The 24,307-nt window shown below is 74.8% G+C and carries 18 protein-coding genes; 6 read left to right on the top strand and 12 right to left on the bottom strand.

The genetic code is table 11. The features are described 5' to 3' along the window. Positions 1 to 32 precede the first annotated feature (32 nt). Together BCD49_RS13180 and BCD49_RS13170 are read left to right on the top strand one after the other, a co-directional pair. Positions 33 to 446 carry a MerR family transcriptional regulator gene (locus BCD49_RS13180; protein ID WP_007518821.1) on the top strand — a complete coding sequence of 138 codons (414 nt, stop codon included), beginning with the start codon at positions 33 to 35 and terminating at the stop codon, positions 444 to 446. A gap of 291 nt (positions 447 to 737) precedes the next feature. Then, positions 738 to 3,311, top strand: coding sequence for a transglycosylase domain-containing protein (locus BCD49_RS13170; RefSeq protein WP_071041524.1), 2,574 nt, complete (start codon positions 738 to 740; stop codon positions 3,309 to 3,311). A 251-nt stretch (positions 3,312 to 3,562) separates the two neighbouring features. Here BCD49_RS13170 and BCD49_RS13165 read toward each other — a convergent pair whose 3' ends face one another. The 4 genes from BCD49_RS13165 to BCD49_RS13150 all read right to left on the bottom strand — a co-directional run bounded on the left by BCD49_RS13165 (position 3,563) and on the right by BCD49_RS13150 (position 6,983). Further along, positions 3,563 to 4,714, bottom strand: coding sequence for an SIS domain-containing protein (locus BCD49_RS13165; RefSeq protein ID WP_007518825.1), 1,152 nt, complete (start codon positions 4,712 to 4,714; stop codon positions 3,563 to 3,565). A gap of 78 nt (positions 4,715 to 4,792) precedes the next feature. Then, positions 4,793 to 4,996 carry a Trm112 family protein gene (locus tag BCD49_RS13160; protein ID WP_007518827.1) on the bottom strand — a complete coding sequence of 68 codons (204 nt, stop codon included), beginning with the start codon at positions 4,994 to 4,996 and terminating at the stop codon, positions 4,793 to 4,795. An 8-nt stretch (positions 4,997 to 5,004) separates the two neighbouring features. After that, positions 5,005 to 6,363 carry a phosphomannomutase/phosphoglucomutase gene (locus BCD49_RS13155; protein ID WP_007518831.1) on the bottom strand — a complete coding sequence of 453 codons (1,359 nt, stop codon included), beginning with the start codon at positions 6,361 to 6,363 and terminating at the stop codon, positions 5,005 to 5,007. Positions 6,364 to 6,560: 197 nt separating this feature from the next. After that, entirely contained in the window at positions 6,561 to 6,983 is a 423-nt protein-coding gene (locus BCD49_RS13150) for a DUF3499 domain-containing protein (protein ID WP_027140122.1), read from the bottom strand. Positions 6,984 to 7,364: 381 nt separating this feature from the next. Here BCD49_RS13150 and BCD49_RS13145 point away from each other — a divergent pair, with 381 nt between their 5' ends. Together BCD49_RS13145 and manA are read left to right on the top strand one after the other, a co-directional pair. Continuing rightward, positions 7,365 to 7,757 carry a metallopeptidase family protein gene (locus tag BCD49_RS13145; protein WP_007518835.1) on the top strand — a complete coding sequence of 131 codons (393 nt, stop codon included), beginning with the start codon at positions 7,365 to 7,367 and terminating at the stop codon, positions 7,755 to 7,757. An 86-nt stretch (positions 7,758 to 7,843) separates the two neighbouring features. After that, a complete protein-coding gene (manA, locus tag BCD49_RS13140) occupies positions 7,844 to 9,310 on the top strand; it encodes a mannose-6-phosphate isomerase, class I (RefSeq protein WP_007518837.1) in 1,467 nt (488 codons plus the stop codon). 12 nt (positions 9,311 to 9,322) lie between these two features. Here manA and BCD49_RS13135 read toward each other — a convergent pair whose 3' ends face one another. From BCD49_RS13135 to BCD49_RS13110, 5 genes are all read right to left on the bottom strand, one after another. After that, the gene (locus BCD49_RS13135) at positions 9,323 to 11,242 is read right to left on the bottom strand and encodes a DUF5719 family protein (RefSeq protein WP_007518839.1); all 1,920 of its coding nucleotides are present in this window, start codon (positions 11,240 to 11,242) and stop codon (positions 9,323 to 9,325) included. Then, on the bottom strand, positions 11,239 to 14,613 hold the full coding sequence (locus BCD49_RS13130) for a glycosyltransferase (RefSeq protein ID WP_158072942.1): 3,375 nt from the start codon (positions 14,611 to 14,613) through the stop codon (positions 11,239 to 11,241). The genes BCD49_RS13135 and BCD49_RS13130 overlap by 4 nt, the downstream gene beginning before the upstream one ends. A gap of 120 nt (positions 14,614 to 14,733) precedes the next feature. Beyond that, positions 14,734 to 14,949 carry a WhiB family transcriptional regulator gene (locus BCD49_RS46125; RefSeq protein ID WP_198536074.1) on the bottom strand — a complete coding sequence of 72 codons (216 nt, stop codon included), beginning with the start codon at positions 14,947 to 14,949 and terminating at the stop codon, positions 14,734 to 14,736. A gap of 1,118 nt (positions 14,950 to 16,067) precedes the next feature. Further along, the gene (locus BCD49_RS13115; RefSeq protein ID WP_083401439.1) at positions 16,068 to 18,827 is read right to left on the bottom strand and encodes a bifunctional FO biosynthesis protein CofGH; all 2,760 of its coding nucleotides are present in this window, start codon (positions 18,825 to 18,827) and stop codon (positions 16,068 to 16,070) included. A 185-nt stretch (positions 18,828 to 19,012) separates the two neighbouring features. Then, on the bottom strand, positions 19,013 to 19,339 hold the full coding sequence (locus BCD49_RS13110; protein ID WP_198939435.1) for a hypothetical protein: 327 nt from the start codon (positions 19,337 to 19,339) through the stop codon (positions 19,013 to 19,015). 369 nt (positions 19,340 to 19,708) lie between these two features. Between BCD49_RS13110 and BCD49_RS13105 the strand changes: the two genes are divergently transcribed. Next, positions 19,709 to 20,245, top strand: a complete 537-nt coding sequence (locus tag BCD49_RS13105; protein WP_071041522.1) for a TetR/AcrR family transcriptional regulator — start codon at positions 19,709 to 19,711, stop codon at positions 20,243 to 20,245. A 155-nt stretch (positions 20,246 to 20,400) separates the two neighbouring features. On the opposite strand, the gene BCD49_RS13100 is transcribed toward BCD49_RS13105, so the two are convergent. From BCD49_RS13100 to cofD, 3 genes are read right to left on the bottom strand one after another with little or no spacing between them, the layout of a single operon-like run. Further along, complete coding sequence (locus tag BCD49_RS13100) at positions 20,401 to 21,198, bottom strand: DUF3105 domain-containing protein (RefSeq protein WP_007518598.1); 798 nt, start codon at positions 21,196 to 21,198, stop codon at positions 20,401 to 20,403. Between the two features lie 26 nt (positions 21,199 to 21,224). Continuing rightward, positions 21,225 to 22,571, bottom strand: coding sequence for a coenzyme F420-0:L-glutamate ligase (locus tag BCD49_RS13095; protein WP_007518596.1), 1,347 nt, complete (start codon positions 22,569 to 22,571; stop codon positions 21,225 to 21,227). Beyond that, the gene (cofD, locus tag BCD49_RS13090) at positions 22,564 to 23,538 is read right to left on the bottom strand and encodes a 2-phospho-L-lactate transferase (protein WP_007518594.1); all 975 of its coding nucleotides are present in this window, start codon (positions 23,536 to 23,538) and stop codon (positions 22,564 to 22,566) included. The genes BCD49_RS13095 and cofD overlap by 8 nt, the downstream gene beginning before the upstream one ends. A gap of 295 nt (positions 23,539 to 23,833) precedes the next feature. Here cofD and BCD49_RS13085 point away from each other — a divergent pair, with 295 nt between their 5' ends. Next, positions 23,834 to 24,247, top strand: coding sequence for a nitroreductase family deazaflavin-dependent oxidoreductase (locus BCD49_RS13085; protein WP_241832318.1), 414 nt, complete (start codon positions 23,834 to 23,836; stop codon positions 24,245 to 24,247). Positions 24,248 to 24,307 lie beyond the last annotated feature (60 nt).

Raw genomic sequence — 24,307 nt, 5'->3', positions numbered from 1 at the left:
CCGGGCCGCGACGGGCCTTCATGGAGGCCCAGGTGCGGGAGGAACGGTTCGTGCGCGAGGTGCTCGATCGGCTACGAGGGCGCATCCGGCTGCGGCCGGAGCAGCGGCTGCCGATCGCCAAGGCAGCCGACGTGCTGGACACGACGCCACGGATGCTGCGGTACCGCGAGTCACTTGGGCTGGTGACGCCGGCTCGCTCGCCAGGTGGGCACCGCGAGTACGGCGAGCGCGAGCTGCTCGCCGCCGCCTACGCCGACGAGCTGGAGCGCCGTTACCAGATCAGTCCCAGTGACCTGGCGTTCGCGGTGCGCGTGCTGGCCGAGCCGGCGGTCGCGGCCGACGTGCGCCGCCTCGGCGAGCTCACCCGCCGTATCAGCTCGCCACCACCGATGGCCGCCCTCGACTTCGAGGCCCAGAAGGCCCGCCGCCTCCTCGACCTGCCCTGAGGCGGCAGACACACCGAACAGCCTGGTAGCAATGGAGGATCATCGCGTGGGCAACCCCGCAACTCGCGGCTAGGCACTTATGGTGACACGGGTACAGCCTTCCGTAGTCAACAGGCCCGTCCGGTACGGTTGTCCTTGCTCGCGACGAACCATTTGCGCGGGCGCGGACCGGTCAGCGGGCACCAGCCCATCCACGCGTCGGCCGGCCGCGGACCTGGCCAGCCGCCGAGGCCGGACCGGTCAACGGCCACCAGACCGGACGCCGTACGGCGACCTTCCGGCGGCTCGCGCATGCTTGACAGGTCCACCCACACGTCCCCGGCCTCGCCCGGCCGGGCCGACGTCACTGATCTCCTGCTGGGGGTGACGGCCACGGCTGCCGGACGGGACACGCAGACTCCGGTCACGCCGACTGGACGGGCCGCGCGGCGCGCCGCGGGCACGACGCCAGCGCGGCGGCACGCGGGCCACTCCGCCCAGAACGGCGACACCGGGCCGAAGGGCCGGCCCGCCCGGGCCGCGGCCCGGGGCGGCGCGGCGGGCGAGTCGAGCAGCCTGAGCGGCCTGCTGGAGGATCCGGGCCCGCCGGAGCCACCGCGCCGGAGCCGGGCATGGTTCGCCAAGCGGGGCGYGGTCCTTACGCTGTCGATCGGCCTGGTCATGGCGCTGCTCGCGCTGCCCGTGGTCGCCGGCGCCGGGCTGTTCGCGAAGGCGTCGGCTGACCACTTCATGGGCCTGCCGGCCGAGTTGCTGACGCCGCCGCTGCCGCAGAACTCGCAGATCCTCGCGGCCGACGGGAGCGTGATCGCCACGCTGCACGGCGAGCAGAACCGGGTCCTGGCCAAGCCCGAGGAGATCCCGCAGGTCATGCGGCAGGCGATCGTCGCGATCGAGGACTCCCGGTTCTACGAGCACGGCGGATACGACTCGAAGGGCATGCTGCGGGCGCTGCTCCGCAACAGCGAGTCCGGCGACGTACAGCAGGGCGCCTCGACGCTGACCCAGCAGTACGTCAAGAACGTGCTGCTCCAGAACGCGCGCACCCCCCAGGAGCGCGAGGCGGCGATCGACACCTCCGTGTCCCGCAAGCTCCAGGAGCTGCGTTACGCGACCACGCTGGAGAAGGAGCTGTCGAAGGACGAGATCCTCGTCCGCTACCTCAACATCGCCTACTTCGGCGACGGCGCCTACGGCGTCGGCACCGCCGCGCAGCACTACTTCGGCGTCAACGTCTCCCAGCTGACGCTGGTGCAGGCGGCGCTGCTCGCGGGCCTGGTACAGAGCCCGTCGCGTTACAACCCGGTGCTCAACCCCAAGGACGCGATGAAGCGTCGCAACGACGTCCTCGACCGGATGGTCACGTCGAAGTTCATCTCCACGACGCAGGCCGAAGGCGCCAAGCAGATGCCGATCACGCTGAACATCACCAGCGGCAGCTCCGTCGACTCCTGCGCCGAGGCGTCCGTGATCGCGCCGTTCTTCTGCGACTATGTCCGTACGGAGCTCCTCGCGAGCAAGGCGCTTGGTGACACCCAGGACGAGCGCGACCGCCAGGTCTACGAGGGCGGCCTGCAGATCCACACCACCCTGGACCCGAAGGTCCAGGCGGCGGCGCAGGCCGCTGTCGACGCCACCGTCGGCAAGGGGAACCGGGTCTCGGCCACCGAGGTCATCGTCCAGCCCGGCACAGGCAACATCCTCGCGATGGCGGTCAACCGGGACTTCGGCGACGACGCTTCCAAGTTCCAGACCAAGCTCAATCTGGCGACCCACGCCGGCTTCGAGCCCGGATCGACCTTCAAGGCATTCACGATGGCCAAGGCGCTCGAGGAGGGCTACGGCCTGGGGACCCAGTACTACTCGCCGGCCTGCGTCATCGTCGAGGAGTTCCCACTCGGGGGCCGCGGAGAGGAGGGCGGCGACCAGTGCGCGAACGAGGGCTACTCGAACGCCGAGGCGAACGAGGCCGGCACCTTCGACATGAGCGAGGCGACCTGGAAGTCGGTCAACACCTACTTCGTCCAGCTGCTGGCGGACGTCGGCGTCATGCCGACAGCCGAGCTGGCGAAGCGCCTCGGTATCCCGGACAGCACGTATGACGGTCTGCAGAGCGGGCTGGGCCCGTCCTTCGGCGGCCTGACGCTCAGCCAGCAGATGAAGATCTCCCCGCTCGTCATGTCGAACGCGTACGCGACGTTCGCCGCCGGTGGGAAGTACTGCACGCCCAGGTTCGTGACGTCGGCGACCGACTCGTCCAACAAGAACGTGGACATCGCGCCGCCACCGAACTGCACACAGGCCATCGACAAGAGGATCGCCGATACCGTCGCCAGCGTGCTTGCCGGCGTCGTCACCAGGGGCACCGGCACGAAGGCGGCGATCGGTCGGCCCGCGGCTGGCAAGACCGGAACGAACGACGACTTCACCAGCGCCTGGTTCATCGGCTTCACCCCGCAGATGGCCTCCGCGGTGGCGGTCGGCGACCCTCGGGGCAACTCCTCCGACTACGCGCTCACGAACGTCCAGGCGGATGGAAAGACGTGGACGCACGTGTACGGCGGCGACCTGCCGGCGATCATCTTCAGCCGCACGCTGAAGCCGGCGCTGCAGGGCGTACCGGTGGTGCCACTGCCGAAGGCGGACCCGAAGACCGCGCAGGGCACGAAGAGCGGCCTGCAGAACCCGGACAAGGTGCCGGCGCCCACCGTCACCCCCGGGGTCATCCTCGGCCCGGACGGCCAGCCGCTCCCCGGCCAGACCCCGATCACCCCCCAGCTCCCGGGTCAGCCCGGCGACGGCCAGACCAACCCCTTCGACCAGAACCCGGACCAGGACGGCAACGGTCAGGGGCCGGGCCCCCAGTGACCCCGTCGCCCAGGCCTGGGCGTCCCACCCACTGACTCAAACGCGCCGGGCCCCCGCCGGACAGGCGGGGCCCGGCGATTCGTTCCACTCGCTGACGAACTCAGACTGGAACTGTCGAGGGAAAAGACGTCTGTCTCGGCCGGGTCGAGGCAGGCCCCGACGACGTCGCGGACCTTCTCCCTGAATCGGAAGGCTCGATCAGCACGGCACGCGGGACAGCGTCGCTCCCTGACGAACAGCCGAGCGAGCCGTTAGCGGACCCGGTCGAGGTCGTGGATGGCGGGCTCGAGGCTCGGGTCGATGCCGATCAGCATCGCCAGGTAGACCGCGGCGTAGTCGAGCAGGCCGACCAGGGACGCCAGCCGCTCCACCGGGTGGGAGCCGGCCGCCGAGAGCTCCGTGACGCCGACCCCGCGCTCGGCTGCGACCCGGACTCCCGCGTCGGCCCGGCGGCTCACGTCCGGATGCTCGTTTCCCGGGTCGCGCAGCAGGATCAGCCGCAGCCGGGTGCCCAGCTCGTCATCGACCCGGTCGCGGAAGAAGTCGTCGAGCTCGTCGTCGCCGCCCGTCGCGGCGGCCGCGCGCGCGCCGAAAACGCCGTCGAAGGCGGCGATCTGGTAGATCGCCGGGTGCGGCAGGCCGCCGTGCAGCACGGGGTACTTGGCGGTGACGGCGAGCTGGGTGGCCGCGCGGCTGGCCGCTGCGGCCGTCGCTGGCGACGTGCCCCAGATCATCGGCAGCGTGCCGGCGAGCTCCAGGGCGAGCAGCTTCGCCGGGTTGACGAACGACTCGCTGGACGGGCGGCTGCGGGTGGCGATCTCCTCGAGCCTGACCGCCGCCGCCTCGACACCGACGGCCGCGTCCCGGCAGACCCCTAGGGACGCGGCGGCCACCAGCAGCGGGGTGGCCAGGGCCCACAGGCTGGCCCGTTCCGGCCTGGTGCCGTCGATCGCGACGAACGGGGCCCTCGCCCGCTCGGCGAGGTACTGCAGTGGCGTGTCAGCCGGGCCGACGGCCACGATGCGGCAGCCGCGCCGGTCGGCCTCCTCGACGGCGTTCAGCGTCAGCGGGGACCGCCCCGAACCGGAGACGGCGAGCACCACGTCGGCGACACCGACCCAGCCGGGCAGCCCGTGGTCGTGATGGCCGATCACCGGCACCGGGCTGGTCGACCCGGCCGCGGCGGTGAGCACGTCGGCCGCGCCGGCGGCCGCGCCCGTGCCGACGACCAGCACGGCCCGCGGCCGCCCGTCGGCGCCCAGCCGGCCGGCACCCGCCTCCTCGGCGAGCCGCCAGGTCTCGCGGATCTGCCGCCCACCGGTCGCCAGCTCCCGCAGGAGGCCACCCGGGTCAGCGGCCGCCAGCCGTTCCGGTTCGTCCAGGACACGCTCGTCGACGTACATGTTGGTCGTCAACCGCCCGCGTGTCCCCAACAGTCCGGGGAGACCCGCGACCCGGCGAACCTGGCCTCGCCGCCCATGTCAGGACGAGGCTGGCGTGGCGGGCTCGGGGAACGGCGTCGCCTCATCGAGGAGCATCACCGGAATGTCATCACGCACCGGGAAGGCCAGGTTGCAGGCGGTGCAAACGAGCACCGGGGCACCGGCCAGGGTGTCCTGGCGCAACGGCGCGTGCTGCGGGCACGGGCACGCAAGGATCTCCAAGAGCAGCGGATCGAGGCTCATCTCGGCAACTAGTCCCTTCCACCACGGATGCTGGCCAGGACCTCGTCCCGGAGCCGGCTCATGGTGTCATCATCCTCCGCCTCTACGTTGAGGCGGAGCAGCGGTTCGGTGTTGGACGGCCGCAGGTTGAACCAGGAGCCGTCCGCGAACGACATGGTCAGCCCGTCCAGGCGGTCGATGTCGGTCGCCTTGTCCGCATAGGCGGCTTCGATCGCCTTCATCGACGCGGTCGCGTCCGCGACCTCGGAGTTGATCTCACCGGACGCGGCGTAGCGGGCGTAGCCGTCCAGCAGCGTCGACAGTGGCCGGTCCTGGCCGCCGAGCGCGGCGAGCACGTGCAGCGCGGCGAGCATGCCCGAGTCGGCCCGCCAGAAGTCGCGGAAGTAGAAGTGCCCGGAGTGCTCGCCGCCGAAGACGGCACCGGTCCTGGCCATCTCGGCCTTGATGTACGAGTGCCCGACGCGGGTGCGCACCGGGGTGCCGCCGAGCTTGGTGACCAGCTCGGGGACACCCCGGCTGACGATCACGTTGTAGATGATCGTGCCACCCGGGTCACGGGCGAGCTCCCGCTCGGCGACCAGACCGGTGATCGTCGACGGGGACACCAGCTCGCCGCGCTCGTCGACGACGAAGCAGCGGTCGGCGTCGCCGTCGAAGGCGAGGCCGATGTCCGCGCCGCTCTCCCGGACGGCGGCCTGCAGGTCGCGCAGGTTCTCCGGCTCGATCGGGTTCGCCTCGTGGTTGGGGAAGCTGCCGTCCAGCTCGAAGTACATCGGGACCAGCTCGATGGGCAGGCCGGCGAAGGTGGCGGGGACGGTGAAACCGCCCATGCCATTGCCCGCGTCCACGGCCACCTTCAACGGCCGGATGCCGGACAGGTCGACGAGGCCGTGCAGGTGGGCGACGTAGGCGTCGCGCAGGTCGACCTCCCGCACCGTGCCCCTGCGCCCGGCAGGCTCGGGAACGCCGTTCGCGACCATGTCGCGGATCTCGGCGAGGCCGGTCTCCTGGCCGATCGGCGCGGCGCCGGCGCGACACATCTTGATGCCGTTGTACTTGGCAGGGTTGTGCGACGCCGTGAACATCGCGCCGGGGATGTTCATCGAACCGGCGGCGAAGTAGAGCAGATCCGTCGAGCCAAGGCCGGCGAGCACGACGTCGGCGCCCTGGCTGGTCGCGCCGTCGGCGAACGCGGCCGACAACGGGACGGACGAGTCCCGCATGTCATGGGCTATGACGATCTCGGTGGCGCCCAGCAGCCGAACGAACGCGGCGCCGGTCGCGCGCGCGATGTCGGCGTCGAACTCGGACGGCACGACTCCGCGCACGTCATACGCCTTGAAGATCCGGGCGAGGTCAAGCCCCATTGCCCTCCACCTTCCGCACCCCGTCTCGCGGTCGGCGCTCCGCCGCGGCTGGCTGTACCTGTCTGCAACGCGACCGACCCTATCGGGCGCACCCGGCCGCTCCGCCAGGCACCCACAGACCGACCACGGCCACGTGCCTTTCGTCGCACGGGTGGCCAGCCGGAGCGCCTGCTCCCGCCGGGCGGGCAACCCGCCGTCTAGGACGTCGGTACGGCTCGCAGGTGGCCGCGGCGGCCCCCGCCGGGATCCTCACGCGGGGGCTCCTCGGATCCGGCCTGCACCGGGCCGTGGCCGGGCACGGGACCGTACCCGGGAACGGGGCCGTAGCCCGGCGCCTCGCCAGGCAGCGGGCCGGGCCTGGCGACCTCGCGGACGACGTCCGCGAGCGCTTCCAGATCGTCGGTGGCCGGGTTGCGCGGGGGTTCCGGATCGATGCGCACGACCGCCCAGCCCCGCGGCACGGTCAGCCGGTCGGCATGCGGGCCGCACAGGTCGTACGAGTGTGGTTCCACGTACGGCGACAGCGGCCCGAGCACCGCGGTGGACTCCGCGTAAGCGTAGGTGAGTGTGGCAACCGCGACCGCGGAACAGGCCGAGCGGGAGCAGCGCCGGGGCTTCACGTTCCGGACGGTAGACCCCGGAACGGGCGGCGGCCACCACCGCCCGCCGTGTCGCGCCCGAGACGGCGGGACTGTGACTTAACCTGACCCGGTCCATCACTTTCCGTTGCCCAACAGCAACTTCGGGCAATAGCTGAAGGTATTTAACCCATCACCACGAGTGCCGATCAGAGTCTCGATCCGATCCGGCGGAACTTTGGCACCGATCCGGCGGGACCCCGGGCGTGGCGCTCCGTGTTCCGACCCGACTACGCCGGGCCGTACGCTGGATCGATGGTGGACGAAGCGCCGGCGTCCGAGCCGTTGCCCGTCGCGCATTTCCCGACGGCCATGCGGCGGCCGATACCCGCGCGCCGCCGGCGGGACCGGCGAGGCCGCGGAATGCGGGGCACCCTGTTCCCGCCGGACGTGCCGGCGTACTCGACCCGCGGCGAACGGTTCGACGACCTCGTGCTCGACGCGGTCGAGCATCTCGACCTTCGCTGGTCCGACCAGCTCGCCGGGGTGGAGTTCGCGGTCGAGGACGTCCCGCCCGTCGGCGTCTCCGACGACGTCGTCCCGCTGGCCCTCTACCAGCCGGCCACCGGCCGCGGCCGGTCCGCGACACCCCGGCGCATCGTGGTCTACCGCCGCCCGCTGGAGGCCCGTGCCGTCGACACCGAGGACCTCGCCGAGCTCGTCCTCGACGCGATCATCCACGAGGTCGCTGACATGCTCGGCGTCGACCCGGCCGTCATCGACCCCGAGGGYCACGGCTGGGGCGAAGAGGACTAACAAGAAGCGCGGCAACCTACGATGACGGCGGATCCGCCCGCATTCGCCGACGTAGCGGCGACCCGACCTCCGGGAGAGCCAGCACGATGAGCGCAGACGCCCACCCCCAAGGCGCCGTCGTGGCGGGGGCTCGCGTTCCCGCGTCACCCGAGCCCAGGGCCGCGAGCGACTCCCGGACCTCCCAGATCGGCTTCGCCGATCCGGCAGGGACCCCGTCCGCGAGCTCCCAGACCTCCCCGATCGGCTCCGCCGACCGTGCAGGAACCCCGGATCCGGCAGGGACCCCGGGCGCCGGCCCGGCATCCCGCGGCGCGGCGGGCGGCGCCGCGCCGGCCGCGCGGCTGCTGCCGGTGTACGGACAGGTGCAGCACTACGCGTGGGGCTCGCCGGCCGCGATCTACGACCTGCTCGGCGAGGTGCCCACCGGGCAGCCGGCCGCCGAGCTGTGGCTCGGCACCCACCCGGTCGCCCCGGCGGAGGTCGACGACGCCGGCCGCCGCCGCCCGGCCGCCGAGCTGCTCGGCGCGCTGCCGTTCCTGCTCAAGGTGCTGGCGGCCGAGAAGGCACTGTCCCTCCAGGTCCACCCGGACCGGGCGCAGGCCCGCGCCGGCTTCGACGCGGACGAACGGGCCGGCATCCCGCTGGACGCGCCGGGGCGCCGCTACCGCGACCCCAACCACAAGCCCGAGCTGATCGTCGCGCTCACCCCGTTCCGGGCGCTGGCCGGCATCCGCGAGCCGGCGCGAACGCTCGCCATCGTTCGCGCGTTCGGCGTCGCGGAGCTCTCGGCCGCGTTCCGGCCGCTCGCCGCCGACCCGGCCCGCGGCGCGGCCACCGTCCTGCGCGCCCTGCTGACCCTGCCCCGCGAGCGCGGCCGGGCACTGGCCGGCGAGCTCGCCCGCGCGGCGGCGACGGTGGCGGCCCGTGGCGACGGCGACGAGGACGTCACCCGGGCGGCGGACCTGGTCGGCCGGCTCGTCGCCGCGCACCCCGGAGACGTCGGCATCGTCGCCGCGCTGCTGCTCAACGACGTCACCCTCAACCCGGGCGAGGCGCTGTTCCAGCCAGCGAGGCTGCTGCACGCCTACGTCCACGGCGTCGGCATCGAGATCATGGCGACCTCGGACAACGTGCTGCGCGGCGGTCTCACCCCCAAGCACATCGACGTCGACGAGCTGCTGCGCCTGCTGGACCCGACGCCCTCGGACGCGCCCGTCCTCACCGCGAAGATCCTGCGCGCCGGCGCGGGCGGGCTGGTGCGCTACTGGCCGGTGCCCGTCGACGACTTCGTGCTCGCCGAGGCCATCTGCGCCGGCGGCGAGGTCACGCTGAACCGCCCGACGGTGCTGCTCGCCGTCGACGGCGCGGTGGACGTCCACATCGCCGGCGACGATGACGGCGACGGCGACGGCCAGGCCGCCACCGGCGCGTCGATCCGGCTGGCCCGCGGCCAGGCCGCGGTGCTCACCGCGCCGGCCACCGTCACGCTGCGCGGTACCGGTCGCGTCTTCGGGGCCCGCCCCGGCACCCGGCCCACCCCCCGGCCGGCCTGAACCCCGGCCGGCCTACCTCGCCGCCGACGGGTCCGCGACCAGGACGGCGGGGTCCGCCGGATCCGCCGGGACGAGCGGCAGCACGGAGCTGACGGTGCGCAGCCGCGGGCCGACGGCGGTCGGCTGGTCGTCCGCGGCGTCCTCACCCGACGACGGGCCGGCCGGCTTTCCGAGCAGCTCGGTCACCGCGACCGGGCCGCCGGAGACGGACAGAGTGCCGCCGGAGTAGCCCGCCGGCAACGCGACCGCGACCGTGCCGCCGCCGGGAACCGTGACCGCGCGGCCGTCGAGCCGCGCCGTCGCCGGGCCGTCCGGCGCCGCGAACAGCACTGCCCCGGCCGCGCCCCGCGGGAGCGGCGGAACATCCAGATAAGGCACCGGAGAGGGCTCCGCCAGCGGGCGGCCGCCAGCCCTGACGCCAGCCGCCGCGTCCGGCGCCCGCCCGTCCGCGGGCAACCCGTCCGCGGGCAAGCCGTCCGTGGGCAACCGAGTGCCCGCGACCCAGACCGCGCCGTCCGGAGCACCGGACGGCAGGCGCAGGCCGGCGACGACCGGTACCGCCCCCGCCGCCTCGACCAGCACACCGACGGACTCGCCGCGGGGAAGCGTCAGCGGGATCGAGACCGCCTCGCCGCCGGGCACCGTCACGGCGCCCGGGCCCGCCGGACTGGTGGGCCGGCCGCTGGCCGTCACCAGCCGGACGAGGACCCGCGCATCCGTGGACGCAGCCGCGACGACCAGCGTGGCGGCGGCCCCACCGGCTCCCGGCGGCGCCAGCACAGGGCCGACCAGCACCGCGCGCCCCGGCGCGGCCGTGCTGGGAACCGGGGCGAGCTCCCAGGCCTCGCCGTCGCTCGGCCGGTCGACCAGCCAGGACGACACCCGCCCGGCCCTGACCTCGACGCCGACCACGGTCGACGCCGCCTCGGGCGCGACGGCCGCGAGCCGCTGGCTCGTGGTCTCGCCGGGCGGCACCGCGACCTCGGTGACGGCCGGTGCCCGGCCGGGTGCCAGGACGTGGACGGCGAGCCGCGCGGGCGCCGAGCCCAGATTCGCCAGGAACAGAAGCGGATCGTGACCGGCCTTCGTCGCCGGGCCGGCGAACCACGTCCAGCCGGCGGACGGCCCGCACCGGTCCCGCGCGGGCCCGGCCACGCCGCCGGGCGCCGTCACCGTCGCCGACAGGTTCGCCACGGCGCTGCCCCGCAACGCCACCGGGCGGCCGGAGGAGACCGCCAGCCGCATCAGCCCGGTCCGGTCGGTCGCCGACAGCTGGGCGAGCGCCGCCAGGCCGGGCGGCGGCTGCTGGGCCGGCGCCGCCGCGAGCCCGGCCCGTTCCTCGGGTGACAGCGCCGCGAGCGCCGTCAGCGCCTTCGCGTCGGCCTCCGACTTCAGGACCGACAGCGCGTCACGGGCATCCGGCGACAGGGCGGCGAGCCCGGAGAGGTCCGACGGAGCGGGCGGCGGGACCGCGACCGGCGGCGACTGGGCGCCGGGTACCTCCAGGTGGCCGCGGCGCGCGTCGCCACGCAGCACAGCCGTCGCCGGCGGGCGCCACGCGGACGAGCCGCCCCCTGCCGCGGCACCGTGCCCCGCCGTCTCCTCGTCCGCCCCCCGCCCGGGCGAGCCGCCGTCCGCGTTGACGAGGATCGCGCCGACCTGGCCACCGGTGCCGGAGCGGGCGACGTCGATCCGGGTCGGCACCCGGCCGGCCGAGCCGAGGTCAGGGCAGATCAGGGCACGGCTGCTCGGCGGGACGCCGACGCGGTAGGCCGTCGCGGCGGTCACCGGCTCCCCCGGAGGCACCAGCGTCGGCAGTCTGTCGGGCACCAGCACCGCCGCGGTCACGATCGCCGCCGTCCCCGCGACGGAAGCCGTGACCGCCGCCGGCACCCGCCCCCACCGGCGCCGCCGGGTGCGCACGCCGCTCATCGGCTCCCCCACCAGACCGCCGCGCCGCCCCGGCGGCGCCGCCACCAGGCTCCGGCCCAGGTCGACACCCCGGCCAGCGCCAGGGCACCGACGACCGCCGCCTCGACGAGCACGAGCGCGCGGTGCGGCGTGTGGTCGTAGCGCACCCGGACCTCGGCCGCCGGGCTCCCGGGCACCTCGAACGCCTGCGCCCAGCCCCAGGCGGCGACGGGCGTGAGCGGACGGCCCGCCAGGGTCGCCCGCCAGCCGGGGTCCGCCGGTTCGGCCAGCACCAGCAGCCGGCCGGCCGGCCCCGCGGGCAGCAGCCCGTCGGACGACGTCCCGGAGGACGCAGCCGGCGCACCCGTGGTCACCTCGGGCCGGGCGGGCGCGAGCGGCGCGCCGGGACCCATCGCCGCCCGGCCGGCAGCCGCGGCGCGGGCCGCCGCGACGCTGCCCAACGCCTGGCGGCCGGATGGCCCGGCGGTGCCGGAACGGGCGGTGACGGCCAGCCCGGGAGGCAGCAGCCGCGCCCGCGCGGCGGCGCCGACGCCTGGCGCGAGCCGCCAGTAGTAGCCGGTGGGCCTGGTCTGGTCGCGTTCGAGGCCGTCGGAGGCGTCGAGCGCCTGGGTGAGCCGGCTGGTCGCGCCAGCCGGCCCGTAGGCCTGGGCCGTGTCCGTGGACGCGGCGGCGCCCGCCGGGACGAACACGGCGCCGGCGCCGAGGGCCGGGAGCGCTGAGGCACCCCACCCGCCGCCGACCGTCAGGTCCGCCACGACGGCGGCGAGGAACTCGGCCGCCGGCCGGGACGGACCGCCCGCCGCGTCGACGATGGTCGGGCCGTGCCCGCCGGTCAACGTGTACGTCACGCCGCTGGCCGACGGGCGCAGCACGAGGGTGCGGCCCGCGCCAGCCGCCGCGGCGGCCATGGCGTCGCCGCTGGCCGCGAGGGCGCCGACCTGACCGGTCGCGCCGGCGTCGACCCAGCCGCCGGGGTCGGGTGGGGTGCCGAGCGCACCCGCGGCGCGCGCGAACAGCAGGGCCGGCGCGAGGACGACAAGGGCGGTGAACGCCGCGGCGCGGCTCCCCGCGAGCCGCCCCGCCGGCGCGGCTCCGGCGGCCTGGGCGGCCATTCGCCGGGTGCGCGGGCCCAGGAACACCGCCCAGGCGGCCGCGACAGCCCCCAGCAGCGCGGCGGCGGTGAGCCCGTCCTGGCCGGTGACCCAGCCGGCGGCGGCGACCAGCCAGCAGGCGCCGACGGCGGGGCGCGCCGGGCGCCCGCCGGCGACCGCGGCCAGCCCGCAGACGAGCACGAACGCGGCGAGCGCGTACCCGTCGCCGCCGCGCGGCGCCGGCTCGTCGACCAGCACCGACAGCGCGCCGACCGTCCCGGTGCGCGTACCCACCCACAGAGCGGGCAGCAGCGGCACGCAGCCAGCCGCGACGACGACCGCGACGCGCCCGGCGGGCCGCCAGGCGCGGTGCGCGCCCCCTGTCGTCGCACCCCCTGCCGTCGCACCCACGGTCGTCGCGCCCACAGCCATGGGCCCGCGGCCGCCGGCGGCGGCCGCGGGTGGGCGCGCGGCCAGGGCGCCGGCGACGAGCCCGACGGCGGCGACCACCAGCAGCCGCGGCGAGCAGGCGACGCCCACGAGCAGCGCCGCGGCGAGCGCCCACACGCCTGACCAGCCTCCGGCCGCCCCGCCGGCGTTCCGGGTTCCGGACGCCGCGGCGGCACCGTAGGACGGGGCGAGCAGCCGGACGGCGCCCCCGAGGATGAGCGGAGCCGCCACGGACGCACCCAGCGCCGCCAGGTTGCCGGCCAGGGCCGCCGCGGTGACCGGGGGCGCGAACGCGTAGCAGGCGGCCAGGCCCAGCCGCGCCCACGGGGTCAGCACGCCGACAGTGCGGGCGGCGCGGTAGGCCGCGAGCCCGGCGAGCGCCGGCGCGGCGACGAGCAGGGCACGCGCGGCGAGCTCGGGACGCCCACCCAGCGCCGACGACAGGGTGGCGAGCAGCGGGGTCCACGAGGGCGCGGGGCCCGGTCCGCCGGGAAGCCCGCCGGCCGGGCCGACCCAGCCGGACCACACCGCCGTCCAGAGGTCGGCCGCGCCGGGTGGCAGCGGCGCTCCCCGCCCGCCGATCCGGCCCATCCCGGTGAGCGCCCAGCCCGCGGCGACGGCGAGCAGCGCGAACAAGACCGCCGGCTGGCCAGGCGCGCGGTCGGCCGCCGCCGGCCTCGGGTCCCTCCCGCCCGGGTCCGTCCCGGCAAGGCGCGCCCCGGCAAGGCTCATCCCGGCCGGGCGCGTCTCGGCCCCGCCCGTTCTGCCGTCCTCGCCGGGGCGGGGCAACAGCCCGCGCAGCGCGCGGGCGGGCACCTGGCGGGCCTCGCGGCGCCGAGCCAGCCGCCACAGCCGTACCGGGTCGGCGAGCACGCTCGCGAGCACGAGCACCTCGGTCACCGCGGCGCGTCCCCGGCCGTGCGCGAGCGCGAGCGCGGCCCGGCCGCAGGCGGCGGCGACCAGGCCGGCCACCGCGGCCGGGACACCCAGCGCGCCGGACTGCGCGAGCCGGACCCGCAGGGCGTCCGCCCGCTCGACGTGGTCGCCGCGCGCGCGGGCCGGCGGGCCAGCCGCGCCGTGGAAGCCGTCGAAGCCGTCGGGGGCGGGGGCGGCGGCGCGCGCTACCGGCGGCGCGGGAGGTATGGCGGGTGCGGGTGGAAGGAGACGGGCTGACGGGACGGCGACGACGCGCATCCCGGCGCGCCAGGCGCGCCAGCACAGGTCGAGGTCGTCGGCGCGGCCGGCGAGCGGGTTCGGCCCGTCGAGCAGCCGCCAGGCGTGCGCGCGGACCAGCGCGCCGGTCCGCTCGACGGCGAGGACGTCGCGGACCGCGAACGCGTCGCCCGGCGCGGGCCGGCGCCGCCCGGCGCGGTCCACGGTGACGCCGACCGGGCCGAGCACGGCGGCCCCCGGGTCGAGCACGGCGCAGGCGAGCAGACGGTCGAGCGCGTCGGGCTCGGGCCGGGTGGACTCGTCGAGCAGCCAGATGAACCCGCTGTCGGGCGGTGCGGCGCCGCCGTGGCGCAGCGCCTGGACGATCGCGCCGGCAGGCGAGGGGCCGGCGACCGGAACGGCGACGATGCGGTCCACCGGGCGGACCTGGCCGGCGACCGCCGCGAGGGCGGCCGCCGGGATGGGTTCCTGGGCCGGTCCGCGCTGGACCGGCAGGACGGTGCCGCGCCCTCGGGAAGCGGCGGACACCGTCACGACCGCGACGACGACCGGCGGCGTGCCCGGCCCTCCGGAGGGCTCCCCCAAGCCCTCCGAGCCGGTCGTGCCGGTCGCGGCGTCCGTGCCGGCAGGGGTGCCCAAACCGGTCGAGGGGCTCAAGCCGCCCGAGCGTGCGGTTCGGCGCGATGGCGACGAATCGCCCTTACGGGCCGCGCCCGGTGGAGGCTCGGTCGGGCCGGTCTGGCCCACCGCGGTCTCCACCGGGTACCCGCGACCGCGCTAGACGGCCCGGCGGCGCTGCTTGCGCCGTTCGCGCTCGGACATGCCGCCCCAGATGCCGAACCGCTCATCGTTGGCGAGCGCGTACTCCAGGCACTCGGCGCGGACCTCGCAGCCGGAGCAGATGCGCTTGGCCTCCCTCGTCGAGCCGCCCTTCTCGGGGAAGAACGCCTCCGGGTCGGTCTGGGCGCACAGCGCGCGCTCCTGCCATTCCATGACCTCACCGAGCAGGTCTCCCAGCCCGATGTCGATCACCTCGGCGAGAATCGGACGCTCGGCGCCGTCGGTGGCGGCGAACGGATTCTGGACCTCGCCGCCACCGACCGCGGTCAGTACGTCGTCGGTGTCGGTGTCGGTGTCGTCGGTGTCGTCGTCCTCGATGTCGGCTTCCCCGTCCACGTCTTCCACGTTCTCGTCGTCAGCGTCCAGGGCGTCGGCCCCGGACGAGTCCCTGGGCGCGGCGGACTCGTCGACGCGGCGGGGAGCCGCGTACGCGAGACCGACCGGGGCGGGCCGCGGAACGCCGCCCGGCGCGCGTGGGATGTCCGGAGGCTCGGGCGCGACCCGTCCGGTGTAGGCCGTCGCAGGGGCCGCCGGCACGCGCAGCTCTGCGCGGGCACGCGAGTCCGCCGGCGGCCTGGGCGCCGGCGGGCGCGGCATGCCCGGGACGCTGGACCGCTGCGCCATCGAGGGCGCGGGCGGCGCGACCACGATGTCGTGGCCGCCAGTCAGATGGTCGACGGGACGTGCGACATCCGCGAAGACAGGGTCGGGCGCGTGCTCGTCGGCGCGCGTCCGCAGGCCCACGGGCGGCGTCGTACGGACACCCGCGTCGGTGTGTTCCATCAGGGACCCCTCCAGACCCGTCGCGGTGCGGTCGGTCACCCCCCGGGCGCCGGCGCGCAGGTAACTGGTGTCCACACCGACCAGGCCGCCATTACCAAAGCGACCCCGTCGGCGGKGGGAATGACACGCCGGTAATTACACGTGCCGAAGTCGACCCGCGTCAACCCTACCGGCGCAACATCTTCTACAACCAGCGACATGACCATAGCTCACAGTCACTGGGCGCCGTGACGGAGGGTCCCCTCTTCCGGGCACCCCGTTACGCGCAGCAGTGGCGACCCACTCAGGATCACCAGGCCATCACCGAGCCGTAGTTCCCCATATACGCGGGGAAATCGGACTTCGTTCAGCGACGGGCATCAGGCGCGTACCCTCCCGGACCACCTTGCAACCACACGGCACAGCCGGCAGTCAGTTACGGGATGTAGTGACTCCGGTGGGTGGCCAGAGGGGGGAGCGCGGAGCGCCCCCGCCCGGGTTCCCCGCTGTCAGACGACGAGGGGAAGGGCGGTGCGGCGTGGCTCCGCCCTGGCCGTGTCCAGACGCTCCTGCGGGACCTCCCCATAGGTGGTGGTCCGCTGCCTGGCCGGGCGGCCAACMAATGCCGCCACCTCCTCGAGCTCCTCGATGGAACGCCGGGAGCCGTGCTGGGAGCCGGCCATCCGGCTGATCGTCTCCTCCATCAACGTGCCGCCGATGTCGTTGACGCCGCCGGCGAGCACGGAACGGCAACCCTCGGTGCCGAGCTTCACCCACGAGCACTGGATGTTGGCGATCGCGCCGTGCAGCAGGATCCTGGCCATCGCGTGCACGGCCCGGTTCTCCTGGACGGTCGGCCCCGGACGGGCGACGCCGGCCAGGTAGATGGGCGCGCTGTGGTGGACGAACGGCAGCGCGACGAACTCGGTGAACCCGCCGGTCTCCTCCTGGATCGAGCGCAGCAGCCGCAGGTGCGCGAGCCAGTGCGCCGGAGTGTCGACGTGGCCGTACATCATCGTCGCCGACGAGCGCAGCCCGACCCGGTGCGCCGTCGTCACGACCTCCACCCAGGCGGAGGTGGGCAGCTTGCCCTTGGTCAGCACCCAGCGGACCTCGTCGTCGAGGATCTCGGCCGCGGTGCCGGGGATCGTGTCAAGGCCGGCCTCCCTGGCCGCGGTCAGCCAGTCGGCCACCGACAGGCCGGTCCTGCTGACGCCGTTCATCACCTCCATCGGCGAGAACGCGTGCAGGTGCAGCCCCGGCGCGGCCCGCTTGATCTCGCGGGCGAGGTCGAAGTAGGCCGTCCCCGGCAGATCCGGGTGGATGCCGCCCTGCACGCACACCTCGGTGGCGCCGACCTCCCAGGCCTCGGTGGCGCGGGTGCCGACCTCGGCGAACGAGAGCGTGTACGCGTCGGCGTCGTCGCGGCGCTGCGCGAACGCGCAGAACCGGCAGCCGGTGTAACAGACGTTGGTGAAGTTGATGTTGCGGTTGACGACGTAGGTGACGTCGTCGCCGACGGTGTCGCGGCGCAGGTCGTCGGCGAGCGCGCACAGCGCGTCCAGCTCCGGCCCGGCCGCGCCGAACAGCGCCAGCGCCTCCGGGTCGGAGATCCCGGCCGGGTCGACGGCGGCGTGCCGCAGCGCGGCCAGCACCTCCGGGTCGCCCCGCCGGGAGGTCGGCCTGGCCGGCCCCTCCAGGGCGGTCGCGGCCCCCACCTCGGGAGCCCCCACCTCGGCGGTCACCGCCGGCCTCGCCGCCGCCCACGTCGCGTCCTCGCCGTTCGGCGGCGCGGCGCGCGAGCCGGTGCCGACGACGCCGTCCACGCCGGTGCCGGCGGCGCTGACCTGGGCGCGCAGCGCGGCCCAGTCGCCGTACACGCTGTCGAAGTCGGCCCGCCGGTCGGTCTCCCGGCCGGCGGAGTCGATCGCGGTGTGCAGGTCGGCCCGCCCGCTGCTGTCGGCGAAGCCACCGTCCGGCTCCTGCCAGGGCAGGCCGACGGGCGCCGCCGTGGGCGCGAGCAGCCCGTCCGGCCCCGCGAGCGCCCCGACGTGCGCGGCCAGCCGCGGATCGAGCCACGGCTCGGCCTGGTACGGCGGGTAGACGGTCAGCCGGGGACGCAGCTCGAAGCCGGCCGCGCCGGTGGCCGCGCGCAGGACGTCGAGCGCCGGCCAGGGCCGCTCGGGGTTCACGTGGTCCGGGGTGACCGGCGAGACACCGCCCCAGTCGTCGATGCCGGCGGAGAGCAGCAACGCGCACTCGTCCGGGTCGACCAGGTTCGGCGGGGCCTGCACCCGCGCGCCGGGGCCGAGCACCAGCCGGGTGACGGCGACCGCCGCGGCGAGCTCCTCGGCGCCCACGTCCGGCTCGCCACGCATCGCGGTGTCGTCCTTGGCCCGGAAGTTCTGGACGATCACCTCCTGGATCGAGCCGTAGGCCCGGGAGACGCGGCGCAGCGCGAAGATCGTCTCAGCCCGCTCGGTCCTGTTCTCGCCGATGCCGAGCAGCAGGCCGGTGGTGAACGGGATGTTGAGCCGCCCGGCATCCTCCAGCACCCGCAGCCGGACGTCCGGGTCCTTGTCCGGGGAGCCGAAGTGCGGGCCGCCCTGCTCGGTGAACAGCCGGCGGGCGGTCGTCTCGAGCATCATCCCCATCGACGGGGCGACCGGCTTGAGCCGGGCGAGCTCGGCCCAGCTGAGCACCCCCGGGTTCAGGTGCGGCAGCAGGCCGGTCTCCTCCAGCACCGCGACCGCGGCGGCCCGCAGGTAGGCCAGGGTGGAGTCGTAGCCCCGCTCGTCGAGCCACTCCCTGGCCGCCGGCCAGCGGTCCTCCGGCCGGTCGCCCAGCGTGAACAGCGCCTCGGCGCAGCCGGCCGCCGCGCCGGCGCGCGCGATCTCGAGGACCTCCTCGATCTCGAGGTAGGCCGCGGGAAGCCGGTGCGGGACCGTCGCGAACGTGCAGTAGTGGCAACGGTCCCGACACAGCCGGGTGAGCGGGATGAACACCTTCGGCGAGTACGTGACCACCCCGGGACGGCCGGCCGACGCGAGCCCGGCGTCGCGGACCCGGGCCGCGGAGGCCGCCAGGTCGCGCAGGTCCTCCCCCCGGGCGGCGAGTAGCACCGCCGCCTCCACGACGTCCAGCGTCGCCCCGTCCCGCGCCCGGCGCAGCGCCCGGCGCAGCGCGGACGCGGGCGGCGGCGGTTCCGGCGAGCCGACATGGAGGGCCGGCAGGGCGTCGGTACGAGAGGAGGAACCGGTACTGGTCAATGCGTCCACCTGATGATCGAACGGCCCGCTCGGTCGGCCGCGCCCAGCACCGGCGGGTGGCCGGGCGGGCGCCGCCGAGGCGTCGGGTGCGGTCAGGACTGTGCAACACACACCGGCGCCCGCGCCAGAGAACAGCACCGGGACACCCCGGCGCGCGAGCAGCCCATACGCGCCGCGGTGCTGGGCTAGGCGGGCGAGCGGCCGGCGTCGCGGGCTCTCGCGGGCGCGCCGGCACCGCGGCGCAGGCCGTCGAGGGTGCCGAGCAGGAAGTTGGTCCGCCGTCTCGCGGCCACGGCGGCGCTGCGGGCCGCGGCGCGCCGGCCTCCGGCGTCGGAAAGGTCGCGGTGGATCTGCTCCCGACGCTCCGYGGCCACCTGGGGGGCGCGGGCGCCAGCCAGGGCGCGGTTCATGGATGCCGACAGGGAGTCGAGGCTCTTCGCGCCGCTGTTGGCGGTGCTGGAGCTACTGGCGGTGCTGGAGTTACTGGTCCTGGCGTTCCGGCTCTCGGACATGGCAATCCCTTCAGCGAACCCGGCGCCGGCCCCACTGCCGCGAAGAGTCGTGATGGTGTCGCTCACCCACCGAGCCCGGGTGGGCCCATGGCGGGCACTGGCCCGGGTCGTTCCAGTGGAGATCGGTGGAGCCGCGCCGACATGACTGTTGGATTCAGCTCCACTTTCACAGGTCTCTCGGGGAAGAATCAAGAGGATTGTGACCACAATGGCAAAGCAGCCCAACCGGCCCAACCGGGTCGAGCCGCCAGCCAGCGCGTACAACCGACCTCCGGCGTCCACGTCAACTCGCGCAGGCCCGGACGGACAGGCACGCGGCACTCTCCATATACGGCCTCTGCCCGGGCTGGGTGTCGTTACCCTGATCGGGTGCCACGTAACCGCCAGGAGGTCCCGCGCGAGGAACGGATTGACGCGCTCCTCGCCGTCGCTGAGGAACAGTTCCTCGCCCGCGGCTTCGCCGGAACGTCGGTGGCGGAGATCGCGCGTGCCGCCGGCATCGAGCCGGGCTCCGTGTACTGGTACTTCCGCACCAAGGACCACGCATTCGCGGCCGTGCTCAACCGGCTGCTCGACKGGGAGATCGACCGGATCGGCCAGCTGCCGGGCGAGCCGGCCGACCGGCTGTTCGCCGCGCTGGACTCGGTCGAGCGCCGCCGCACGCTGCACCCCTGCGTGGCCGAGCGAGCACCACATGCCCCGCCGGTGATGGAGTACCACGAGCGGCTGCACGAATGGCTGCACGGGCTGGCGCTGGCCGCCGTCGCCCATCTGGTGCCGGCGCCCGACCAGGAGACCGCGGCCGACGCCGTCGTCGCGACGATCGAGGGCGGCCTCGCCAACCCGGCGCCCACCCGCCCGACCAGCTTCCTCGTCCGCTACCTGCTAGCCGCGCTCGCCGTCTAAAGGGCCAAAGGGCGTGCGAAAATGATCTTCTTTCGCACACCCGGAGGCCGTTGTCCCCGGGATGACCGACGGACGCGCCACAGCCGCCACAGCCAGAAGCGCCTCGCGACCCAGGGTCGCGAGGCGCTTCGAGACGATCAGAGAAACGATCTGGATCAGGGGCTGGTGCCGCCCATCGTCGGCGATGCCGACGGGATCTGGGTGTTGGCACCGTTGAGGGCGGCGATGGGGCCGTCCTCGGTGACGTCGAGCGTGCCGCCGGAGGCGCCGGACTCGGGCGCTGTCGGCGAGTCCCAGGTGGCGCCGTCCAGGCCCGGGTTGGAGTACTTCTTCACGAACTCGAAGACGGCGTCCGAGGAGACCGTGCCGCAGCGCTGGGTGCGGTCCCAGGCGGTGAGCACGAAGTGCTGGTTGTCGGCGAAGACCGACCGGGTCCACGGGACCGCGATGAACCGGCTGCCGGCGGCGGTCGCGATGTTCTTCAGCTGGGTGATCTGGTCGCTCGGCAGCTTGGAGTCGTACCAGCCGATCACGAAGCCGTGCTCCATGTTGTGCACCGCCCGCTCGATGCGGATGCCCGAGTTCGGGTTGTAGAAGCGGATCGCGTCCGGCAGCGGGTCACCGTCGTGGTTGCCGGACGACGGCGGGGTCTGCTTGTAGTTGACGGTCTGGTCGGCGGTCACGTGCGTCTGGCCCTGCTGGGCCTGGTTGAGCACGCCCGTGCAGCTGGCCGCCTTCGCCGCCGCGGAGGCCGCGGCCACGTAGCCCACCTTGTGGGTGGCCGCCGCCTTGTGGTTGCTCGAGATCGTGAGGGTGAGGACCACGGCAAGCAGCACCACCGCGAGGGTGCCGGCCGTGCCGTAGATGAGGATGGCGCGTCGGCGTTCCTTGCGCTTCTGCTCGCGGCGCAGCGCCTCGAGGCGGGCGTTGCGCTCGGCGGTCTTCTTAGCCACGGTCGAATCCTACGAACTGCCAAATGTCAGCGGTGGAGGAGGAAGGTTCCAGCGTCTCGCGCCGGCCGTGGCGCGGCCGGCGCGGCCGGGTGCCCGACGGCCACGGCGCCCAGCGGAGACCAGCCCGCCGGCAGGTCGAGCACCCGGCGGACCACCTCGGCGCAGAAGATCGTGCTCGACACCCACGCCGAGCCGAGCCCCTCCGTCGCCAGTGCCACCAGGAAGTTCTGCACCCCGGCGCCGCCGGCGACGGTGAACATCCGTTCCTCCGCCCCGGCCCGGCGGGCATCCGGGTAGGCGTGCGCGCCATCGTCGGTGATCAGGGGCACCACCAGCACCGGGGCGGCGGCCAGCACGTCGCCGCGGCGCAGCCGACGGGTGACGGCCGCCTCGTCGAAGCCGTCGCGGCGCAGGTCGTCGGCCCAGGCGGCCCGCATCTCGGCGAGCAGCTCGGCCCGCCGCTCGGCCACGACGACGAACCGCCACGGGGTGGTGTGATGCGGCGCCGGGGCCGTCACGGCCGCCGCGACGGCCCGCTCGATCGCCGCCGGGTCCACCGGGGCGTCGGTGAACGCCCGGACGGTGCGCCGCTCGGTCAGCGCCGCCCGCCGGGCCTCGAGGGTGCCGAGCCGGAACAGGTCCTCGGCCGGCGGGCGGACGACCGACCGCACGCCCCGCCCGTCGTCCGGCACGGCCGCGAAGCCACGCACCAGCGCGACCGGGGTGCCGGTCAGCTTGCCCTTCACCAGCTCCGCCGCCGCGGCGAGCTGGTCGGCCTCGGCGACCTCGGTCATCCCGAGCTCGTTGCCGTAGCCGTCGACGTCGCCGATGTGGCTGCGCAGCGCCGCCATCCCGGCCAGCCCGATCGCCTGGTCGACCACGCCACGCCGCCAGGGCCGGCCGGCGGTGTCACTCACGACGACGGCCACCTCGGCGCCGGTACGGGCGGCGAGCCCGGCGCGCAGCCGCCGCGCGCTCTCGTCGGCGTCGAGCGGCAGCAGGGCGAGGCTGTCCTTGGAGATGTTCGAGGCGTCCACCCCGGCCGCGGCCAGCACGAAGCCATGGCTGGTCTCGACGATCCTGGTGGGACCGCGGCTGGCGACGTCGCGGACGGTCTCGGCCTCGACGGCGGCGAGGCGAGCGGCCTCCCGGTCACCCGTCACCCGGACGATCCGGCCCTCCGCCTTCGAGACGATCTTCGAGGTGACGACGAGCACGTCGCCGTCGACGAGCACGATCCCGGCGGCGGCCACGGCGGTGGCGATCGCGGCCGCCAGGTCGTCACCCGGGCGGATCTCGCCGATGCCCGGCACCGGCATGATCCGCAACCCGCTCCGCTCCGGGTCGACGGCGCCCGCCCGCGTGCTAGACACCGGCCAGCTCCAGCGCGGCGCGCACGATCGCGACCGTCGCGTCCAGGTCGGTCATCAGCAGCGGGTACGCCGCCACCCGGGCCCCCGGCACGGTCACGCCGGCATCGACGGTGTCGACCAGCCAGCCGTCGAGCAGGCCGTCGGCCGAGCCCGGTGGGGTGCCCTCGCCGGCCCGCCGGGCCCCATAGTGGCGCCCGACGGCCTCGGCGGATGTCTCGACGCCGATCGCGCGCAGGCAGGCGTCCGCCATCCCGCGCACCGGGCTCCCGCCGATGATGGGCGACACCCCGACGACCGGGGCCGGCGTCTCCCGCAGCGCGTCCCGAATGCCGGGCACCGACAGGATCGAGCCGATCGAGACCACGGGGTTCGACGGCGGCAGCAGCACGACGTCCGCCTCGGCCAGCGCGTCGAGCACGCCGGGTGCCGGCTTCGCGTCCGCCGCTCCCACCGAGACGATCGCCTCGGCCGGCACCTCGGCGCGCAGCCGCAGCCACCACTCCTGGAAGTGGATGGCTCGTCGGCCCGCCTCGTCGGTGATGACGACGTGCGTCTCCACCCGGTCGTCGCTCATGGGTATCAGCCGGACGCCGGGCCGCCAGCGCTGGCAGAGCGCCGCGGTGACGTCGGACAGCGGGAAGCCTGCGGCGAGCATCTGGGTGCGGACCAGATGGGTGGCGAGGTCCCGGTCGCCGAGGCCGAACCAGGCGGGGCCGACGCCGTACTCGGCGAGCTCGGCCCGCACGGTGAAGGTCTCGTCCTCGCGTCCCCAGCCCCGTTCGGCCGAGATGCCGCCGCCGAGGGTGTACATCACCGTGTCGAGGTCGGGGCTGATGTTCAGTCGATGCAGGATGATGTCGTCGCCGGTGTTGCCGATCACGGTTATGTCCGCATCCGGGAGCGCCGCCTGCACCCCACGCAGGAACCGCGCGCCGCCGATGCCCCCAGCCAGAGCCGTCACCTTCACGTCTGGCAAGGCTAGTACCGGCCGGCTACGTGAGTGCCGCCGTGTGCCGAACCGTGTTGCTTCCAAGCGGCCGATCGTCGAATCGCGGCCCCGCCAGCACGACTGGCGGCGAGCCTGATCCCGTGTGTGGCGCTTGTCCGGAGGCCGACTGGCGGGGTGGGGCCGCTGCCCGGCCGCCAGCCGGACCCGAGTCGTTACCATTCGCGCTATGAAGATCGGGCCGGAAACCCGGACAGGACGTCTTGCGCAGCGGTTTTCACTGAATCCACTGTTTCAGCGGTTCGGGCCGTCGATCGTGCCGCCGATCGACCGGGCGCTGCACAAGGTCAGCGGTGGACGGCTGATGATCGGGCAGATGATGCTGCCGATGGTGATGCTGGAACACACCGGGGCGCGGACCGGTCAGCCTCGGCGCACGCCGCTGGCGACGATGCCCGACGGCGACGGCTTCTGGCTGGTCGGCAGCAACTACGGCCGGTCTGGGCACCCGGCCTGGACGGCGAACCTGCTGGCGCACCCGGATGTCGCCGTGGTGCACAAGGGGAAGCGGCGCGAGCTGCGGGCCCGTCTCGTCGACGGCGCGGAGCGCGACGAGGCCTGGCCTCGGCTGACCACCTTCTGGCCCGGCTACGCCGCCTACGCGAAGATGAACGACCCCTCGCTCGGCGGCGGCCGCGTCCTGCGCGTCTTCCGCCTCGACCCGCGCTAGACCAAAGTCCACGCGATGATGGCGGAGCCTCGCGTGGACGGAGGCCGCCAGGACACGGCA

Origin of the sequence: Pseudofrankia sp. EUN1h, assembly GCF_001854645.1 — a bacterium.
GTDB lineage: Bacteria > Actinomycetota > Actinomycetes > Frankiales > Frankiaceae > Pseudofrankia > Pseudofrankia saprophytica.
Note: the sequence above shows the minus strand (reverse complement) of the source record. Positions and strands in the feature narration are given on the sequence as shown.

Bases quoted from the DNA above. Each gene is read 5' to 3' on its own strand.
- BCD49_RS13160 (WP_007518827.1), bottom strand. From the start codon at position 4,996: ATGAGCCTCGATCCGCTGCTCTTGGAGATCCTTGCGTGCCCGTGCCCG.
- BCD49_RS46125 (WP_198536074.1), bottom strand. From the start codon at position 14,949: ATGGAATGGCAGGAGCGCGCGCTGTGCGCCCAGACCGACCCGGAGGCG.
- BCD49_RS13135 (WP_007518839.1), bottom strand. From the start codon at position 11,242: ATGAGCGGCGTGCGCACCCGGCGGCGCCGGTGGGGGCGGGTGCCGGCG.
- BCD49_RS13165 (WP_007518825.1), bottom strand. From the start codon at position 4,714: ATGTACGTCGACGAGCGTGTCCTGGACGAACCGGAACGGCTGGCGGCC.
- manA (WP_007518837.1), top strand. From the start codon at position 7,844: ATGAGCGCAGACGCCCACCCCCAAGGCGCCGTCGTGGCGGGGGCTCGC.
- BCD49_RS13155 (WP_007518831.1), bottom strand. From the start codon at position 6,363: ATGGGGCTTGACCTCGCCCGGATCTTCAAGGCGTATGACGTGCGCGGA.